General features: G+C 60.6%; 17 protein-coding genes. 15 read left to right on the top strand and 2 right to left on the bottom strand.

What is annotated here, in order from left to right; translation table 11 throughout:
• From carB to HMPREF9463_RS00300, 4 genes are all read left to right on the top strand, one after another.
• Positions 1 to 3,315 carry a carbamoyl-phosphate synthase large subunit gene (gene carB, locus HMPREF9463_RS00285; protein ID WP_035136529.1) on the top strand — a complete coding sequence of 1,105 codons (3,315 nt, stop codon included), beginning with the start codon at positions 1 to 3 and terminating at the stop codon, positions 3,313 to 3,315.
• Positions 3,316 to 3,758: 443 nt separating this feature from the next.
• Positions 3,759 to 4,223, top strand: a complete 465-nt coding sequence (purE, locus tag HMPREF9463_RS00290; protein ID WP_006235810.1) for a 5-(carboxyamino)imidazole ribonucleotide mutase — start codon at positions 3,759 to 3,761, stop codon at positions 4,221 to 4,223.
• 35 nt (positions 4,224 to 4,258) lie between these two features.
• Positions 4,259 to 5,257, top strand: coding sequence for a class B sortase (locus tag HMPREF9463_RS00295; protein ID WP_035136530.1), 999 nt, complete (start codon positions 4,259 to 4,261; stop codon positions 5,255 to 5,257).
• 66 nt (positions 5,258 to 5,323) lie between these two features.
• Positions 5,324 to 5,740 carry a molybdenum cofactor biosynthesis protein MoaE gene (locus HMPREF9463_RS00300; RefSeq protein WP_035137103.1) on the top strand — a complete coding sequence of 139 codons (417 nt, stop codon included), beginning with the start codon at positions 5,324 to 5,326 and terminating at the stop codon, positions 5,738 to 5,740.
• Between the two features lie 106 nt (positions 5,741 to 5,846).
• Here HMPREF9463_RS00300 and HMPREF9463_RS00305 read toward each other — a convergent pair whose 3' ends face one another.
• Entirely contained in the window at positions 5,847 to 7,076 is a 1,230-nt protein-coding gene (locus HMPREF9463_RS00305) for a putative ABC transporter permease (RefSeq protein ID WP_035136531.1), read from the bottom strand.
• A 296-nt stretch (positions 7,077 to 7,372) separates the two neighbouring features.
• Here HMPREF9463_RS00305 and purF point away from each other — a divergent pair, with 296 nt between their 5' ends.
• From purF to HMPREF9463_RS00360, 11 genes are all read left to right on the top strand, one after another.
• Positions 7,373 to 9,043 (top strand): amidophosphoribosyltransferase, encoded by a 1,671-nt coding sequence (gene purF, locus HMPREF9463_RS00310; RefSeq protein WP_052043972.1) that lies wholly within the window; start codon positions 7,373 to 7,375, stop codon positions 9,041 to 9,043.
• A gap of 156 nt (positions 9,044 to 9,199) precedes the next feature.
• Positions 9,200 to 10,303 (top strand): phosphoribosylformylglycinamidine cyclo-ligase, encoded by a 1,104-nt coding sequence (gene purM, locus HMPREF9463_RS00315; protein ID WP_035136532.1) that lies wholly within the window; start codon positions 9,200 to 9,202, stop codon positions 10,301 to 10,303.
• A complete protein-coding gene (gene purN / locus HMPREF9463_RS00320; protein WP_006235804.1) occupies positions 10,293 to 10,994 on the top strand; it encodes a phosphoribosylglycinamide formyltransferase in 702 nt (233 codons plus the stop codon). The genes purM and purN overlap by 11 nt, the downstream gene beginning before the upstream one ends.
• Positions 10,995 to 11,146: 152 nt before the next feature.
• Positions 11,147 to 11,611 carry a PTS sugar transporter subunit IIA gene (locus HMPREF9463_RS00325; protein WP_035136534.1) on the top strand — a complete coding sequence of 155 codons (465 nt, stop codon included), beginning with the start codon at positions 11,147 to 11,149 and terminating at the stop codon, positions 11,609 to 11,611.
• Positions 11,612 to 11,798: 187 nt separating this feature from the next.
• Entirely contained in the window at positions 11,799 to 13,019 is a 1,221-nt protein-coding gene (locus HMPREF9463_RS00330; RefSeq protein WP_035136535.1) for a peptidylprolyl isomerase, read from the top strand.
• Positions 13,020 to 13,073: 54 nt separating this feature from the next.
• Positions 13,074 to 13,517, top strand: coding sequence for a GatB/YqeY domain-containing protein (locus HMPREF9463_RS00335; RefSeq protein ID WP_006235801.1), 444 nt, complete (start codon positions 13,074 to 13,076; stop codon positions 13,515 to 13,517).
• Positions 13,518 to 13,902: 385 nt separating this feature from the next.
• Positions 13,903 to 14,634, top strand: a complete 732-nt coding sequence (locus HMPREF9463_RS00340) for an amino acid ABC transporter ATP-binding protein (protein ID WP_022094215.1) — start codon at positions 13,903 to 13,905, stop codon at positions 14,632 to 14,634.
• A gap of 8 nt (positions 14,635 to 14,642) precedes the next feature.
• Complete coding sequence (locus tag HMPREF9463_RS00345) at positions 14,643 to 15,518, top strand: transporter substrate-binding domain-containing protein (RefSeq protein ID WP_084591715.1); 876 nt, start codon at positions 14,643 to 14,645, stop codon at positions 15,516 to 15,518.
• 25 nt (positions 15,519 to 15,543) lie between these two features.
• Positions 15,544 to 16,290: an amino acid ABC transporter permease gene (locus HMPREF9463_RS00350; RefSeq protein WP_035136546.1), complete on the top strand. Its 747-nt coding sequence runs from the start codon at positions 15,544 to 15,546 to the stop codon at positions 16,288 to 16,290.
• 3 nt (positions 16,291 to 16,293) lie between these two features.
• Complete coding sequence (locus HMPREF9463_RS00355; RefSeq protein WP_035136551.1) at positions 16,294 to 16,932, top strand: amino acid ABC transporter permease; 639 nt, start codon at positions 16,294 to 16,296, stop codon at positions 16,930 to 16,932.
• Positions 16,933 to 17,103: 171 nt separating this feature from the next.
• Positions 17,104 to 17,727, top strand: a complete 624-nt coding sequence (locus HMPREF9463_RS00360) for a cytidylate kinase-like family protein (protein WP_022094991.1) — start codon at positions 17,104 to 17,106, stop codon at positions 17,725 to 17,727.
• Between the two features lie 67 nt (positions 17,728 to 17,794).
• On the opposite strand, the gene HMPREF9463_RS00365 is transcribed toward HMPREF9463_RS00360, so the two are convergent.
• Positions 17,795 to 18,209, bottom strand: a 415-nt coding sequence (locus HMPREF9463_RS00365) for an IS3 family transposase (protein ID WP_148334148.1), incomplete at its 5' end; no start/stop codon positions are given.

Consider the following 18,209-nt stretch of genomic DNA (forward strand, 5'->3'; position numbering starts at 1 on the left):
ATGCCGAAACGTACTGACATCAAGCGCATCCTCGTCATTGGTTCGGGCCCCATCGTTATTGGCCAGGCCTGTGAGTTTGACTACTCCGGCGCCCAGGCCTGCAAGGTGCTCAAGGAGGATGGCTTTGAGGTCATCCTGGTCAACTCCAACCCGGCGACCATCATGACCGACCCGGGTCTTGCCGACCGCACCTATGTCGAGCCCATCACCGCCGAGTTTATCGAGCGCGTAATCAAGAAAGAGCGCCCGGACGCGCTGCTGCCCACGTTGGGCGGCCAGACCGGTCTGAACGCCGCCGTCGAGCTGGCGAAAGACGGCACGCTGGACAAGTACGGCGTCGAGATGATCGGCTGCGACCTGGCCGCTATCGAGCGCGGCGAGGACCGCAAGCTCTTTAACGAGGCCATGGCCGAGATTGGCCTGGAGGTCGCGCGCTCGGGCTATGCCTACAGCGTGGCCGACGCCGAGGCTATCGCCGAGCGCGTGGGCTATCCCTGCGTACTGCGCCCGAGCTTTACCCTCGGCGGTGCCGGCGGCGGCATCGCTCACACCCACGAGGAGCTCGTCTCCATCGTGAGCCAGGGCCTGGAGCTCTCGCCCGCCCACGAGGTGCTGGTCGAGGAGTCCATCGAGGGCTGGAAAGAGTATGAGATGGAGGTCATGCGTGACCACGCCGGCAACGGCATCATCGTGTGCTCCATCGAGAATCTCGACCCCATGGGCGTGCACACCGGCGACTCCATCACCGTGGCGCCGGCGCAGACGCTCTCCGACCTTGAGTATCAGCGCATGCGCGTGGCCTCGCTCGCCATTCTGGAGAAGATCGGCGTCGAGACCGGTGGCTCCAACGTGCAGTTTGCCGTGAACCCCAACACCGGCCGCCTGATTGTCATCGAGATGAACCCGCGCGTGAGCCGTTCGTCCGCGCTGGCCTCTAAGGCCACGGGTTTCCCTATCGCCAAGGCCGCCGCGCGTCTGGCTGTGGGCTATACGCTCGACGAGATCGTCAACGACATCACCAAGGCAACGCCCGCCTGCTTTGAGCCCACGATTGACTACTGCGTGGTCAAGGTGCCGCGCTTTGCCTTCGAGAAGTTCAAGGGCACCGACCCCACGCTCACCACGCGCATGAAGGCCGTGGGCGAGATTATGGCGATCGGCCGCACCTTTGAGGAGGCCTTCGGCAAGGCCATGCGCTCGCTGGAGGACGGACACCAGGGCATTTGCGCCGGTGGCAAGGAGCGCGCCGACAAGCTGAGCGACGACGAGCTCGCTCAGGCCGTTGCCACCCCGACCGAGCACCGCATCTTCTTTGTGGTCGAGGCCCTGCGCCGCAGCTGGGACATTGCGCGTATCCATGCCATCTGCGGTATCGATCCGTGGTACCTCAACCGTATCAACGACATGGTGCAGGTCCAGGAGAGCATCCGCGGCCTGCGTGTGGAGGATATCGACGCCGACGCGATGCGCCTGCTCAAGCAGTACGGCACGAGCGACGCCGAGATCGCCGCACTGACCGGCTCGGACGAGCGCTTTGTGCGCGCCTACCGCAAGGGCCTGGGCGTGGTTCCCAGCATGAAGACGGTCGATACCTGTGCCGCAGAGTTCTCGAGCGCCACGGAGTACCACTACAAGACGTACGAGAATATCTACCGCACGAGCCCGGATGCCAAGAAGTGCGTGGCTCCCGACGAGACCACGCCGGCGGACAAGCCCAAGGCGATGATCCTGGGCGCCGGTCCCAACCGCATCGGCCAGGGTATCGAGTTCGATTACTGCTGCGTGCACGCGAGCTACGCGCTGGCGGCCCGCGGCTTCGAGACCATCATGGTCAACTGCAATCCCGAGACCGTTTCGACCGACTATGACACCTCGGACCGCTTGTACTTTGAGCCGCTCACCTACGAGGACGTTATGGACGTCATTGACGTTGAGCGACCCGACGGCGTCGTGGTGACGCTCGGCGGCCAGACCCCGCTTAAGCTGGCACGCATGCTCGAGGAGAGCGGCGTCAACATCATGGGTACCAAGCCCGACGCCATCGATTTTGCCGAGGACCGCGAGCGTTTTGCCGCCCTGCTCGACAAGCTGGGCATCATGTACCCGCCGGCGGGCCAGGCCACCTCGTTTGAGGAGGCCGAGGCCGTGGCCGCACACATCGGCTACCCGCTGCTGGTGCGTCCGAGCTACGTGCTGGGCGGCCGCGGCATGATGATCGCCTACGATGCCGAGCACCTGCGCGATTACATGGCCGAGGCCGCGCGCATTAGCCCCGACTACCCGGTGTATCTGGACCGCTTCCTGGAGGGTGCGATCGAGTCCGATGTCGACGCCCTGTGCGATGGCGAAGAGGTCTACATTGGCGGCATTCTGGAGCATATCGAGGAGGCCGGTATCCACTCTGGCGACTCCGCGACCTGCATTCCGCCGTTCAGCTTTAGCGAGAGCCTGCAGGCAAAGCTTCGCGAGACCACGCGCCGCATCGCGATGGCGCTGGGAGTCCGCGGCTTGGTTAACGTGCAGTATGCCATCAAGGGCGAGACCGTTTACGTGATCGAGGCCAACCCGCGTGCCAGCCGTACCGTGCCGTTTATCTCCAAGGCCACCGGTGTGCCGCTCGCCAAGTGTGCCGCACGTATCATGGCAGGCGATTCCATCGCGAGCTTGGGCCTGCCGAGCGACGAGCGCCAGCTGGACTGGTTCTGCATGAAGGAAGCCGTTATGCCCTGGGGTCGTTTCCCGGGCGCTGACGTTATCCTGGGGCCCGAGATGAAGTCGACGGGCGAGGTCATGGGTATCGCCAAGAGCTATCCCGAGGCATACGCCAAGACGCAGCTGGCGATTGACTACAAGCTGCCCGACCCGAGCGCCGGCAAGGTGTTCATTAGCGTGTGCGACCGCGACAAGCGCCATATCCTTTCGGTCGCCCGTATCCTGCGCTATCTGGGCTTTGACATCTGCTCTACCGAGGGTACGGCGCGTGTACTGCGCGGCGGCAACGTGACGTGCGAGGTCGTGGAGAAGATCAGCGGCCCGCACGACGGCGAGCGTCCCAACATCGGTGACCTGATCGCCGATGGCAAGATCGCGGTGATCATCAATACGCCGTACGGTCCGGGCTCGCGTGGCGATGGCTACCTGCTACGTACCGAGGCCGTGCGTCGCGGCGTGACCTGCGTGACCGCGATGTCTGCCGCCAACACGTACGTGAGCGCCATCGAGGCGGTGCGCGAGGACCAGCAGGGTCACGGCAGTGCCAACGACATGGGCATGGACGTCATCGCCCTGCAGGACCTGCCGCAGTACACGGTGTAGTTGACCTGGCCGGCCGGGGCGGGAGGGGCCGAGATTTCCCCCTTTCGCTCCGGCTGCAAGCAGAGTCGCTCAGGAGGAAACTCGGCCCCTCCCGCCCCGGCCTGCGGTGACTTGGCTGCACCGTGTGCTGCCGAAGGGGCTTTGCGCGATGACTAGGGCTGAATAAAAAGTGAGTGTGGGATCCGCCGTTCGTTCGAACGGCGGATCCCACGTTAATATTTCAGCCAACGTACGTCATGGCAATCCCCGGTAGGTCGCAGGGCGCTTCGCGGGCGGGCCAGGCTTTATCTGAACGACTTTGCGAAGCAACCGGAGTGAAGATAAAGCCTGGCCCGCCCGCGAAGCGCCACAAAGACCGCAGGGACGGGAGCAGCTATACTACTCTCAGTAGTTAAGGGTCGCGGATTGGCCGCGTCACCGCTCTCAACAGGAGGTCTTTGTTTATGGCAGATCAAAAGCCGGTTGTCGGGATCATCATGGGTTCCAAGTCCGATCTGGGCGTTATGGAAGGCTGCACCGCCGAGCTCGAGGCGCTGGGCGTGCCCTATGAGCTTGTCATTGCGAGCGCACACCGCACACCGGCGAAGGTCCACGAGTGGGCTTCGACTGCCGCCGATCGCGGTATCAAAGTGATTATCGCCGCCGCCGGCAAGGCCGCTCACCTGGGTGGTGTCGTGGCTGCCTTTACGCCGCTGCCGGTCATCGGCGTGCCTATGAAGACGAGTGACCTGGGCGGTATGGATTCGCTGCTGTCGATGGTGCAGATGCCTTCGGGTGTGCCCGTGGCCTGCGTTGCCATCAACGGTGCCAAGAACGCCGCCATTTATGCCACGCAGATTCTGGGCGCATGCGACCCCGAGTACCGCAAGGTTATCGAGAAGATGAAGCAGGAGATGGCCGACGCCTAGGCGTTCCGCCGTTTCACCGCAGTATAAGGAGAGCCATGTCCGATTATCAGGGAAAACGATTCAAGGCTTCTCAGATTCCCGATCCGTCGAAGCCGGGTGCTGCCCATGCGGCACAGCAGGGTCGGACATCCTCTCCTCAGCAGCAGCGCGCGCCGCGTTCCGTAACGCCGGCGTCCCATCGTCGCCAGGATACGCCGGCTGCGTATCGTCCCTCGTCTTATAGCGCAGCTAAGAAGCCGTCCCGGTCTTCATCGCATGCCGCGTCGTCCAGCTACACCGAGCCGCCGCGTAAGAAGCGCCGCTCCATCATTCCCATCTTGCTCATCATCGTGGGCATCGGTCTGATTGTCGCCGCCGCCGCTATCTTTATTAATGCTCAGATTGGCTACAAACAGGCGAGCGAGTCGTATCAAAAGATTGAAAAACAATATGTGAGCGACAAGGACGCCAGCGGCGTGCCGATTATCGACTTTAATGCGCTTGCCCAGACAAATCCCGAGGTTGTGGGTTGGATTTACGCGCCCGGCACCAACATCAACTATCCCGTGGTGCAGACGAACAACAACTCCAAGTACCTCAACACGCTGTTTGACGGTACATCTAACGCGTCCGGGGCCATTTTCTTGGATAGTGATGACACCGCGCCGGGAATGGTTGACCAGCAAACCACGATCTACGGACACCATATGAACGACGGATCGATGTTCAACGTGATTTCGGATACGACTGACCAGGCAACGTTCGATAGCATTAAATATGTGTACTACATCACGCGCGACGCCACCTATAAGCTGCGTCCGCTGGCGACCAAAGTGGTCGAGGACACGTATGCCAAGGCGCGCACGCCCAATTTTGAGGGCGATGACGGGCTCAAGAACTACCTGTCCGAGATGCTCGACGGTGCCTCTGCCGTGGCAAGCGATGCCACCGATCGTGCCGCTTCGGCAACCAAGGTCGTGACGCTTGTGACCTGTCGTTCGTTATCGCTGAGCAACACGCGTGCTGTCATGGTGCTCACGCCGGTCGAGGAATAAGTTGTTCGAGAGTAGCTAAAAAGCCCCGTTCCAAATTGGCTACTCGACGACGGTAAGGGAGAAATGATGCTCGAGAATGGCAAAACGATGCCTTCGGTTGATGCTTGGCTGCGCGAGGCCAAGGCCGATTCGTCGGCACCTGCGTGCGGTATGTATCTGACACATAACGGTGTGGTGCGCGCGACGCCCAAGGCCGAAGTGCGCGGAGTCGAGACCGATGGCGTGGCGCCGGGCCACAAGGTGGGCGGCATGGTGTTTGGCTACGACGCCAGCAAGGTGCAGGCTGCTATCGAGGCCACGCGCGCGATGCCGGGTATCGGCTATGTGCGCGTGTGGCTGGCAAGCGGCGAGCTTGCCGTAGGTGACGACATCATGCTCGTGCTCATTGGCGGAGACATTCGCCCGCATGTGGTCGATGCGCTGCAGTCGCTCGTCGGCACCATCAAGAACGAGTGCGTGAGCGAGGTCGAGCGCGAGGCGTAAGGCCTCGTCGGCAATCCGAGTCTGTCTATAGCGAAAGCCCGCCGGCAGTTCATGTAGATCTGCCAGCGGGCTTTGATGTGTTGGAGCTATTTTGCTCTGGCGTTTGCTACACGCGTGTGGCGTCCTTGGGGCTCATGGTCATACTCTGAAAACGGTTCTCCATATATTCGTTATCGAAATGCTTGTCATAGAACTGTGCGACGGGAATATTTCGAACGGTTCCGTTGACGCGCTGATACCAATAGTCGAGCGATTGCAACGTCATGACGCCGTCGATCAACATGACGGCGGTCAGGATGACGGTAGCAGAGTAGCGGCGTTTCCATGGAATCATATTGATGAGCTTAAGCAGGCGCGGCAGCAAGACCTTGATCCAGATGAGGCCACCCAGGCCCCACATGCAGGCAAACGGCGTGCATGTGCGTCCCCCGGTCAATACCGCGATGGGATCGGGCATGCCGAATAGCCTAATGTGTGAATAGTTCCACGACACCACGCCAAATGAGGTCTGCATAAACCAGCCTACAAACACCTCGAAAGCGCCGCCGATCAGGGCACTTACCAGGAAAATGATCAGAGGATTCTTTTTATAGAAGCGGTTGAGCGCCATGGTCATGAGCACCGCGCCAAATCCGTAGATGGGGCTAAAGGGGCCAAATAGCATACCGGCACGGTCCTGATAGACGCCGGGATCGACGACGACCATATGCCAGACTTCCTCGAGAATGAGACCTAACACGCTGCAGACGAAGAATACCCAGAACAGGTTGAAGTAGTTGAGCTTGATGTAGCCCTCGCCGGTTTCGTCGCGGCCGAGCATCCCCTCGGCGGCGGCATCGCGGTCGAGCATCTCTTGCAGACGGCGCTGCAGTTCGCGCTCCTGGCGTAGCGTGGGGTCGACGGTGGCCGACAGCGCAATGAGGATGACAAGCTGGACGGCGGGGCGCAGCAGGAAGGGTCCGATGCCCTGGAGCATCACGTCAACTAAAAGCTCCACGACGGTAAATGCGATGAGGACGTAAGACAGGCGGGCGGCATTGCGCCGCTGGTCCTTGATGAGGTCCAGGCCAAAGACGATCAAGATGATCGCGCTTGCCGCCGAGAGCATAATGCCGGCGACGATAAGGCCAACCGCGACCAGGGTGTTATCACCGAGCTTAGCGGCGACGTTGCCGTTAATGAGTGCGGTGATGACCTGCCACATAAAGACGGCGACTGACGGGAGCGTGCCCACGCCAGATAGGGTGCACAGGACTGCGTAGACCTTGATGATAAGGGGGATCTTCTTGGCCTCCGTGGTGCTGGGGACACTGGGGTCGAGTTGATTTCGATCCATACGCTACCTTTCTCGTCTTGTAGTAGCCTACAAGGATACGCCGACGACCAGCTAAAAGACAGGACGAACGTCCCAATTGCAACAATGTAGCCCCTAGCGCGGGCGAGACACGGCGCACGGGAAGTCTTCGAGGCCGTTGCCCCTGAGAGTGGACTACCCAATAAAATGTTTGGTCGCAAAACGGATAATAAGCTCGGTGGGCTTTTAAAAAGCGCTGCTCATGCGCGGGAGTGCTTGTCTTGCCGTGCGTATAATAGGGCAGGTAACGCCAAATAACGAGGCTCTGAGGGGATGCCATGTCTCAAGAAACCATCCACGCGGCCGAGCGCGCCGCGGGACAGGTGAAGACCATGTCGACGTATGATCCGGACTCCGACCAGCTGCATGAGGAATGTGGCATTTTCGGCGTATGGGCGCCCGATCGCGATGTGGCTCGACTGACGTACTTTGGCCTGCGTGCGCTGCAGCACCGTGGCCAGGAATCGGCGGGAATCGCCGTGGGTGACGGCGGCACGGTTATGGTCCGCAAGGATCTGGGCCTGCTCGACCGTGTGTTCTCCAACGCCGACCTGTCGACGCTCTCCGGCCAGCTGGCCGTGGGCCACGTGCGCTATGGCACCGCCGGCGCCAAGAGCTGGGAAGCCTCGCAGCCGCATCTTTCTACCATCAACAGCGTCATTATCGCGCTTGCTCACAACGGCACTCTGGTCAACACCGACGAGCTGCGCCGCCAGCTAATCGAGCTGGGCGTGCCGTTCCTCTCCAATTCGGATTCCGAGGTCGCGACCAAGCTTATCGGCTACTTTACCCAGCGCACGGGCCACCTGCGCGAGGGCATTCGCAAGACCATGGAGCTTGTGCGCGGCGGCTACGCCATGACGCTCATCAACGAGCAGGCGCTCTACGCCTTCCGCGATCCGCACGGCATTCGCCCGCTCGTGCTGGGCAAGCTGGTGGACGAGGGTCTGGACCAAGCCGATGCCGCATCCGTTTCGCAGCTGCCCTCGCAAGATGGCGCCGCGACGGTCGACTCCGCCGTCCATGTCACGCGCGCCGGCGGCTGGGTCGTTGCTTCCGAGACCTGCGCACTTGACATTGTGGGTGCCGAGTACGTTCGCGACGTCCGTCCCGGCGAGATCTTGCGCATCAGCGCCGAGGGTCTGGTATCCGAGCAGGGCGTGCCTGCAGCTGAAGAGCCCGCCAACTGCATCTTTGAGCAGGTCTACTTTGCCCGCCCCGACTCCATCATGAACGGCAAGAGCGTCTATGCCTGCCGTTACGACATGGGTCGTCAGCTGGCACATGAGGAGCCCGTCGAGGCCGACCTGGTCATCGGCGTGCCCGACTCCGGCCTGCCGCCCGCTGAGGGCTATTCGCACGAGAGCGGCATTCCCTTTGGCGAGGGCCTCATCAAGAACCGCTACGTGGGCCGTACGTTTATCGAGCCTACGCAGGAGTTGCGCGCCATGGGCGTGCGCATGAAGCTCAACCCGCTGCGCGACAACATCGAGGGCAAGCGCCTGGTCGTCATCGACGACTCCATCGTGCGTGGCACCACCATGGTGCAGCTCGTCAAGATGCTGCGCAACGCTGGCGCCAAGGAGATTCATATCCGCATCAACTCGCCCGAGGTCATCTGGCCGTGCTTCTACGGTATCGATACCGACGTACAGTCGCAGCTTATCAGCGCCAACAAGACGGTCGACGAGATTTGCGAGTATATCGGCGCCGATTCGCTGGCCTTCCTTTCGGTCGAGGGCCTGCTGAAGGTCATGCCCAAGGGCGGTTACTGCGATGCGTGCTTTACCGGCCGCTACCCCGTGGCGATTCCCGAGAGCTTTGGCCGCGACAAGTTTATGGAGGGCTTTAAGCCCCGCAACCTGGATAAGCCGCTGCACTTTGACGACGACGCCGTGGTCGAGAAATACGACGACCGCAGCTGGGAAGAGAAGCACGGCGAGGCCTAAAACCTGCCATGTAGGGACAGGTTCATTTTGGTAGGTTTTACCTGCTGTTTTGTTGATATGACGGCGCGTGCTGTTATGGCGCGCGCCGAAATGAACGCAACTATGAGCACCGTTTGGCGCCCGCGCGGCGGACGGTAGTGGGAGAGGAAGGCTCAGATGAGCGACAGCAAGCATGTGACGTATGAGGACGCCGGCGTCGATACCGCCGAGGGCGGCCGCGCCGTCGACGCCATTAAGCAAATGGTTAAGGACACCAACCGTCCCGAGGTCATCGGCGGTATCGGTGGCTTTGGTGGCTTATTCTCGGCCGCCGCGCTTAAGGATATGGAAGACCCGATTCTGATCAGCGGTACCGACGGCGTGGGCACCAAACTTGTGCTCGCCCAGATCATGGATCGTCACGAGGCGGTGGGCCAGGACCTGGTCGCCATGTGCGTCAACGACATTTTGGCTTCGGGCGCCGAGCCGCTGTTCTTCCTGGACTACGTTGCCATCGGCCACATTGAGGCCGAGCACATGGCAAAGATCATCAAGGGTGTGGCCGACGGCTGCAAGCTCGCGGGCTGCGCGCTCGTGGGCGGCGAGATGGCCGAGCACCCCGGCGTCATGGCTCCGGCCGACTACGACCTTGCCGGCTTTACCGTGGGCGTCGTCGACCGTCCCAAGATGCTCGATCCCGCAAACGTCCGCCCCGGCGACGTGATTCTGGGCCTGCCTTCCACCGGCGTGCACTCCAACGGTTACTCGCTCGTGCGCAAGGTCATTGGCGTCGACGGCATTAAGCCGGGCACGCCCGAGGCCGCCGCTAAGGCCGAGGAGCTGAGCCGTCCGCTCGAGGAGCTCGGCGGCGCATCGCTGGCAGACGCCCTGTTGGCCCCCACGCGCATCTATGTCAAGCCGATTCTTGAGTTGCTCCGCGGCGGCGCCAACGTGCACGCTATCGCCCACATTACTGGCGGCGGTATTACCGAGAACCTCAACCGCGCGCTTGCCGACGACGTCGACGCCGTGGTCATCCGCAACGGCGCCGAGATGGGTTGGGACGTTCCGCCCGTCATCACCTACGTGTCGCGCCAGGCCGAGCTCGCGCCCAACGAGGCATGCAAGACCTTCAACATGGGCGTTGGCCTGTGCCTGATCGTCGCCCCCGAGGACGAGGCTGCCGTGACCGAGGCCCTGGTCGCGCTGGGCGAGAAGCCGTTCCGCGTGGGCGAGTGCGTCGAGGGCTCCGGTAAGGTCGTGTACTCCGATGAGCGCTAACGAGCAGATGGCTGCTGCCGCGAGCCTGGGCTTTGTGCCCTACACCCGTCCGACCGGCACCGATACGGCCGAGCCGCTCAAGATCGGTGTGCTCATCAGCGGTTCGGGTACCAACCTGCAGGCGCTGATCGATCTGATCGCCGCCGGCAAGCTCAACGCTTCGATTGAGCTTGTGGTGTCGAGCCGTCCTTCGGCTAAGGGTTTGCAGCGCGCTGAGCGTGCGGGTATCCAGACGCTTACGCTGTCCAAGGATGTCTATGCCGACCCCATTGCCGCCGACGAGATCATCGCGCACGAGCTGCTCGAGCGCGGCTGCGAATATGTGGTCATGGCCGGTTACATGCGCATGGTGCATACGCCGCTGCTGGCGGCGTTTCCCAACCGCGTGGTCAACTTGCATCCGGCGCTGCTGCCGAGCTTTACCGGCGCGCATGCGATCGACGATGCCTTTGCGCGCGGCGTCAAGGTAACTGGTGTGACCGTGCATTTCGCCAACGAGATCTACGACAACGGCCCCATCATCGCCCAGCGCGCGCTGGCTGTCGAGGAAGGTTGGGATGTCGACACGCTCGAGGAGCACATCCACGCGATTGAGCATGTGCTGTATCCCGAGGTTGTTCAGATGCTCGCCGACGGCCGCGTCCACGTGCTGGAGAGCGGCAAAGTGGCAATTGATGCACCCCGCGGCTAGCGGTGCACAGTACAATTTAGTTGAGTGGTCAGGGTGGTCATTGGCGCCAAGGTGCGTGTGACCACCTTTTGTTTTTGGTAGTCACCTGCGACGTTCTTGAATGACTAGTCGTTTAAGAACGTCGCAGGTGACTAGGTGAGAGAGGTGAGCGCATGGCGGATAGCGAAGCACTGTTTACGCCTGAGCTGGTGTTTTTTGATTGGGAGTGCGCGACGCCGGATGAGGTGTTTGCGCGGCTCGAGGACGAGCTTGCACCTCGCGGCTACATTGCGCCCGGTTGGCTCGACGCCGTCCGCACGCGCGAGGATGCCTATCCCACGGGCCTTGCCATGCCGGCGGCCAACATCGCCATCCCGCATACCGATCCGGGGTTTGTGGCTAAGCCCTATATCGCGGTGGTGAAGCCCGCGGCGCCCGTGACGTTCAGTGCTATGGCGGGTATGGGTGCCCCCGTGCCGGCGCAGATCATCATCAATCTGGGCATTGCCGAGCCGGGCGGCCAAGTCGAGGCCCTGCAAGCGCTCATGAATATCTTTATGGATGCCGACGCCGCAGCCGACGTGCTCGGCCAGGCCACGTGCCAAGGCATGGTCGACGCCATCCGCCGCCACTTTTAGGGCCGGCACTTGGGGACTGTCCCTAACTGCCGGCAGAAAAGGAATGTCCCTAACTGCCAACTGCCAGAGCTGCCCCCTTTGCACCAAAATGGTGCAGATTAACTTGTCCCCAGTGTGCCAGGTGTGTCGCGGGGTCCGCGTTGTGACACAATGGCGTTTGTTCGATTCGTGATGCGAAAGGCCAACTATGGCAAACAAGAAAAAGAACTCCGAGGCCGTGCCGACGCCCGAGCAGCAGGCTCGCGCTGCCTCCAGCTCTCGTAAGAAGCAGCGCAAGACGTACGTGTCTAAGACGGTCAAGATCGTCCTGGTGGTTATCGGCGTGCTGGCAATGCTGCTTTCCGTCTCGGCCATGGCGTGCTCCGGTCTCATGTCGCAGGCAGAGGATACCTCGGGCTACAAGCTTACCGGCGGTGTCGCCGCTACCATCAACGGCACCAACCTCACCGAGGACACCGTGACCAAGCAGATCATGAGCATGCGCACGTCCTACGGCTACACCAAGGACAAGGACTGGGCGCAGTATCTGGTCGACAACGACCTTACGCCCAAAAAGTACCGCAAGCAGCTCATCGACTCCTACACACAGCAGATTCTGCTTCAACAGGCGCAGAAGGAAAACGGCGTGACGGTGTCGGATGAGGAGGTCGAGAAGGCATGGAAGGACGCGTGCAAGAGCGCGGGCGGTGCCAAGACCTTTAAGAAGACCCTTAAGACCTACGGCTATACCGAGGACACCTACAAGGACTCGCTCAAGGAGAGCTTGGCACAGCAAAAGCTTAAGGATGCCGTGGCGCCCACCAGCAAGCCCAAGGACAGCGAGATTGTCGATTACATCAACGAGAACCTGTCTAAGTACAACGATGCCCGCCGCTCGTCGAACATCCTGATCAAGGTTGATTCCGACGCATCCGACGAGGACAAGGCCGCCGCCAAGGCCAAGGCACAGGAGTGCCTGGACAAAATCAACTCCGGCGAGCTGAGCTTTGAGGACGCCGTGAAGCAGTATTCCGACGACAACGGCTCCAAGGAGAAGAAGGGCGATGTGGGTTGGGATAAGCTCACTACCTTCGTCGACAGCTACCAGGCGGCGCTCGAGGGGCTCAACAAGGGCGATGTGAGCGATGTCGTCGAGTCGACCTATGGTTACCATGTCATCAAGTGCACCGACTACTTCCATGTCGATAGCCAGGTCGATGATATCAAGCAGGTGCCCAAGGACATCAAGAAGTACGTCTCCAACGTGGTGAAGACGCAGGCGGCCAGTGCTGCATACAGCGAGTGGCTGGAGCAGTACAAGAAGGACGCCGACATTACCGTCAACCCCATGCCCAAGGACGTGCCGTACAACGTCAGCCTGAAGGGCGTCACCAAGAGCTCGACCGACAATTCGTCGACGACCAAGTAATCATGGGACGGTGCTCGCGCGAGTGCCGCCCACACTATTGAGGAGGATTTGCAGATGACCAACGAAGAGCTGCAGAAGGAAATGATTGCGGCCATGAAGGCCAAGGACAAGGTTCGCCTGTCTATCATTCGCCAGGTCAAGGCCGAGGTGAAGAATATCGAGGTTAACGAGCGCCGCGACGTGACCGAGGAAGACGTCAACAGCATGATCAAGCGTCTGATTAAGCAGACGAGCGAGACGCTGGAGATGTCCATTAAGGCCGGTACCGACCAGGAGCGTACCGACAACCTGACCGAGCAGGTCAAGATTCTGGAGAGCCTGCTGCCTGCGCAGGTTTCGGGCGAGGAGCTCGAGGCTCTGATCGAGCAGGTCATCGCCGAGCTGGGTGCCACGTCCAAGAAGCAGATGGGCCAGGTTATGGGAGCACTCGGCAAGGCCACCGGCGGCAACTTCGATAAGCCGGCTGCGGCAAAGATCGTCGGCGCCAAACTTGCGTAATTTGTTACGCGGTTTTACCAAACCGCGTAACGGCCGACGCTGCAAACCCGTACACGCGGCAATCTGACGTTCAATTTCAAGGGTGCGACCATGAGGTCTGCGCCCTTTCATTTCACGTCCCCTTGCTCGCGTGTACGGGTTTTCGCTGACTTATGCTCAACAAGGGCGGTTGTATTATTTTCGGGTCTTGAGGGGCGTGACCGTCATGGTCGCGCTCCTTTTTGGTGGGTGCCAAGGACTGTCTCCGGCGGGTACTCATTTAAGTCTGTCCCCAATGACTAGGTGGAAGGTTGCGGGTTCTTTACGGGAATGTAGCGTGGGCTGCGGAAACGTGGTTCTTTCCGTAAAATAGAGCAATTCGTGTAAACGCAGGGAAGGGACATTCATGGCAGACATGATCGAGATCAAGCATCTCAACAAGTACTTTGGCGACCTGCATGTGCTCAAAGATATCAATCTCACCGTCAAGCGCGGCGAGAAGCTCGTAATGATCGGGCCTTCCGGCTCGGGTAAGTCGACGCTCATCCGTTGCGTCGATTATCTGGAGGAGCCCACGTCGGGCGAGGTCGTCATCGACGGTACGCCGCTCACCAAAAAGAACCACCTGGAGATGGCTCGCAAGTATAGTTCCATGGTGTTTCAGCAGTTCAACCTGTATCCCAACATGACGGTGCTCGGCAACCTGACGCTCGCGCCCATCAAGCTGCAAAAGAAGAGCAAGGAGGAGGCGACCGAGATCGCCATCGCCGCGCTCAAGCGCGTTGGCATGGCGCATAAGGCCGGCGAGTATCCGCAGAATCTCTCGGGCGGTCAGCAGCAGCGCATCGCCATCGCCCGTGCCCTGTGCACCAAACAGCCCATCATCCTGTTTGACGAGCCGACCTCGGCGCTCGACCCCGAGATGGTCCAGGAAGTCCTGGACGTTATGATTGAGCTCGCGCAGGAGGACATCACCATGATCTGCGTGACGCACGAGATGGGCTTTGCGCGCCAGGTGGCCGACCGCGTCATCTTTATGGAGGACGGCCGCATCCTGGAGGAGGGCACGCCCGAGCACTTCTTCGATAACCCCGAGAACCCGCGCTGCCGCGAGTTCCTGTCCAAGATTCTGCACTAGGTGCGGTGATGGACATGACGGATATGACGAGGGCGGCCGTATCGCGCCGTCACTTTTTGCAGCTGGCTGGCGCCGGCATGCTTGCGCTGACGGGGACCGCGCTTGCCGGTTGCGGCCACTCCACCAGCGGCGAGGGCTCCGACAAGGGGTCCAAGCTTGCGGCCATCAAGTCGCGTGGCCATCTGAATGCCGGCGTTAAGAAGGATGTTCCCGGCTACGGCTATTACGACACCGCCAAGGGTCGCTTTGAGGGCATGGAAGTCGATTTGTGCTATCAGATCGCCGCTGCCGTCTTTGGCGTGAGCTACAAGGATGCCCGTGCCCAGGAGCTTGTCGAGTTTACCGACGTAACGCCCAAGACGCGCGGCCCGCTGATCGATAACGGCCAGCTCGACGTGGTCGCGGCGACCTACACCATCACCGACGAGCGCAAGAAGAGCTGGGATTTCTCGACGCCGTACCGTACCGACTACGTGGGACTCATGGTCAAGAAGCGTTCGGGCTTTACCTCGATTGAAGATCTGGATGGCAAGGTCATTGGTGTGAGCCAGGGTGCTACCACGCAGAGCCTGATCGAGCAGATGATCAAGGACAACGGCTTTAGCTGCAAGCCCGAGTTTAGGGCCTTTAGCGGCTACCCCATCATCAAGAGTTCGCTCGACGCCGGCAATATCGACGTCTTTGCCATGGACCGCTCCACGCTGGCCGGCTACATGAATGAGACCGTCGAGCTGCTGCAGCCCGAGGTCAAGTTTGGCGAGCAAGGCTACGGCGTGGCGACCAAGAAGGGTTGCGACCTTTCGGCCGTGGTCGATCAGGTGATTTGCGATCGCCTGGCCGATGGCTGGCTCGACCAAGAGGTCAAGACCTGGGGTCTTGTATAGACGCATCGTCCAAGGAAGGAATCAAATGCTCGAAGGATTATTTGACGCCGACCGTTGGTCGACGACATTTCAAAACATGGGGCCCTTCTGGGAGGGCTTTGGCGTGACGCTGCAGGTGGTCGTTGCCGGTCTGCTGCTGTCGCTGGTACTGGGCACGCTGCTGGGTGTGTTCTCTACCACTCGCTCGCGCGTGCTGCGCGCCATAAGCCGCGTGTACGTGGAGTTTTACCAGAACACCCCGTTGCCCGTACAGGTGCTCTTTATGTACATGGCCGGTCCGCAGTTTTTGCAGGCCATAACCGGTGCCGATCAGCCGGTGCGTATCGCGCCGTTCGTGCTGGGCTTCTTGGGCGTGGGTCTGTATCATGCGGCCTACATTTCGGAGGTCATCCGCACCGGTATCGAGGCAGTTCCGCGCGGTCAGATGGAGGCGGCCCAGAGCCAGGGCTTCACCCGTGCGCAGGCGTACTGGTACATCGTGCTGCCCCAGACATTCAAGATCATTCTGCCGCCGCTGTGTAACCAGGCGCTCAACCTGGTCAAGAACACGTCGGTGCTGGCGCTTGTGGCCGGCGGTGACCTTATGTACCGTTCCGACAACTTCGTGAGTCTGTACGGTTACCTGCAGGGATACATCGTCTGCTGCCTTATGTACTTCATCATCTGCTTTCCGCTCGCCATGCTGGTGCAGTGGCTCGAGCGCCGCTCCAAGGAGCGTCCGCGCGGCGTGAGCCTGGCCGAGCTGGGGCTCGACAACGTAGAGGAGGCCTAGCGCATGGAAATCTTCAACGCAACCAACCTGCTCTACATTTGGGGCGGCTTTGTTAAGACGATCGAGATCTCGGTGCTGTCGATCTTTTTCTCGCTCATCTTTGGCACGGTGCTGGCGCTCGTTAAAAGCTATGCGCCCCGCCCGTTCCGTATTTTGGTGAGCGCCTATATCGAGCTGTTCCGTTGCACGCCAAACCTGCTGTGGATCCTGTTTATCTACTTTACGGTGCAGGGATTGGACATTGTGATTTCGACCATCGCCTTTACGCTGTTTACCAGCGCTGTTATGGCCGAGATTGTGCGCGGCGGCCTCAACTCAATTCCGCGTGGCCAGTTTGAGGCGGCGCAGAGCCAGGGCTTTGGCTTCTTTGCCACCATGCGCTACATCATTCTGCCGCAGACGTTTAAGACGATCATTCCGGCGCTGTTTAGCCAGTGCACGACCGTCATCAAGGACAGCTCGTATCTTTCGGGCATTAACGTGGCCGAGCTCATGTACACGGCCAACGTCGTGATGGCCCACGCGATCGATCTGTCGCAGGTGCTTATGCTCTACGGCCTGGTGTTTGCGATGTACTTTGTGCTCAACTTTGGTATCTCGCTGCTGGTGAGGGCGTATCAGAGGCGAATGGTGGCAGCGTAGTCCTGCTTCCCCAAGCACGGCACCTTGCCCCTCAATCGTCGCTTGCGTACATTTAGTACGCGGCGCTCCTCTTTCGGGGCAATCTGCCGCACTTGGGAAACCAGGACGGTCGTAAGTGACAAAATGGGAATCAGGAATCGCCTATTTCTCATTTGTTAGAAAGGAATCGCGATGAGCGATCTGGAGAACAAGAAGAGTCCTGTGGTCATTACCATCGCGCGCGACTTTGGTGCCGAGGGCCACGAGATCGGACGCATCCTCGCCAACGAGTTGGGGATTCCGCTGTACGACAACGAGCTGCTGGTGCGCGCGTCTCTGCGCGCGGGCGAGTCGCTCGACAAGATGGCTGCCTACGACGAGCGTCTGGCCGTGGAGAATATGGCGTTTCTGCCCGACCGCTACGATGCACGTTCGTACTCGGACAAGTTGTTCCAAAAGATGAGCCAGGTGATTTTGGATCTGGGCGAGACCGAGAGCTGCATTATCGAAGGCCGTCTGTCCGATTACCTGCTGCGTAACAATCCCAACCACATTGCCGTGTTGGTGACCGCACCCTTTGAGGACCGCGTCGAGATCGTGCGCAAGAAGCGCGGCCTTAACAAAAAGAAGGGCGCCAAGCTGGTCAAGCAGCAGCAGAAGGCGCGCGAGGCGTTCTATAAGCGCTACAGCGCCGGAAAGTGGAAGATGACGAGTGGCAAGGACATCGTCGTCAACCGCGCCAAGCTGGGCCGCGAGGGCTGCAAAGATGTCATCGCCGCTGCCTACCGCTACAAGGTAGCGCAGCTCGAAGGCTAGCCGATCAATAACCACCACAAAGGGGACAATGAACTGCGCCCCGAAACTTGGACTGAACAAATAGCGACTACGCCGCAAGGGCCCGGTTCCGGAACTCCTCCGGCGTCAGGCCCTTCAATCTTACCTGCCTGCGCCGCGTGTTCCAATGGTCTATGTACTCCTCCAGGTCGCGCTTGAAGTCCCCGAAGCTGCCCCACTCCCTGCCGCGGTAGAACTCGTCCTTCACGTGGCCGAAGAGCTGCTCGGTGGCGGCGTTGTCGATGCAGTTCCCCTTGCGCGACATGCTCTGGGTGATGCCCGCCCCCTCCAGCCTGGAGGCGTAGGACTCGTGCTGGTACTGCCAGCCCATGTCCGAGTGCATGGTCGGCGCCGCCCCGTCGGGCAGGGCCTCGAGGAGCCGGTCGAGCATCCTGTGCTGCTGGGCGAGGTCCGGCGAGGTCGATATGTCGCTCGCCACGATCTCCTTCGTGCAGAAGTCGAGC

Source organism: Collinsella sp. 4_8_47FAA, from assembly GCF_000763055.1.
In the GTDB taxonomy this organism is placed as follows: Bacteria; Actinomycetota; Coriobacteriia; order Coriobacteriales; family Coriobacteriaceae; genus Collinsella.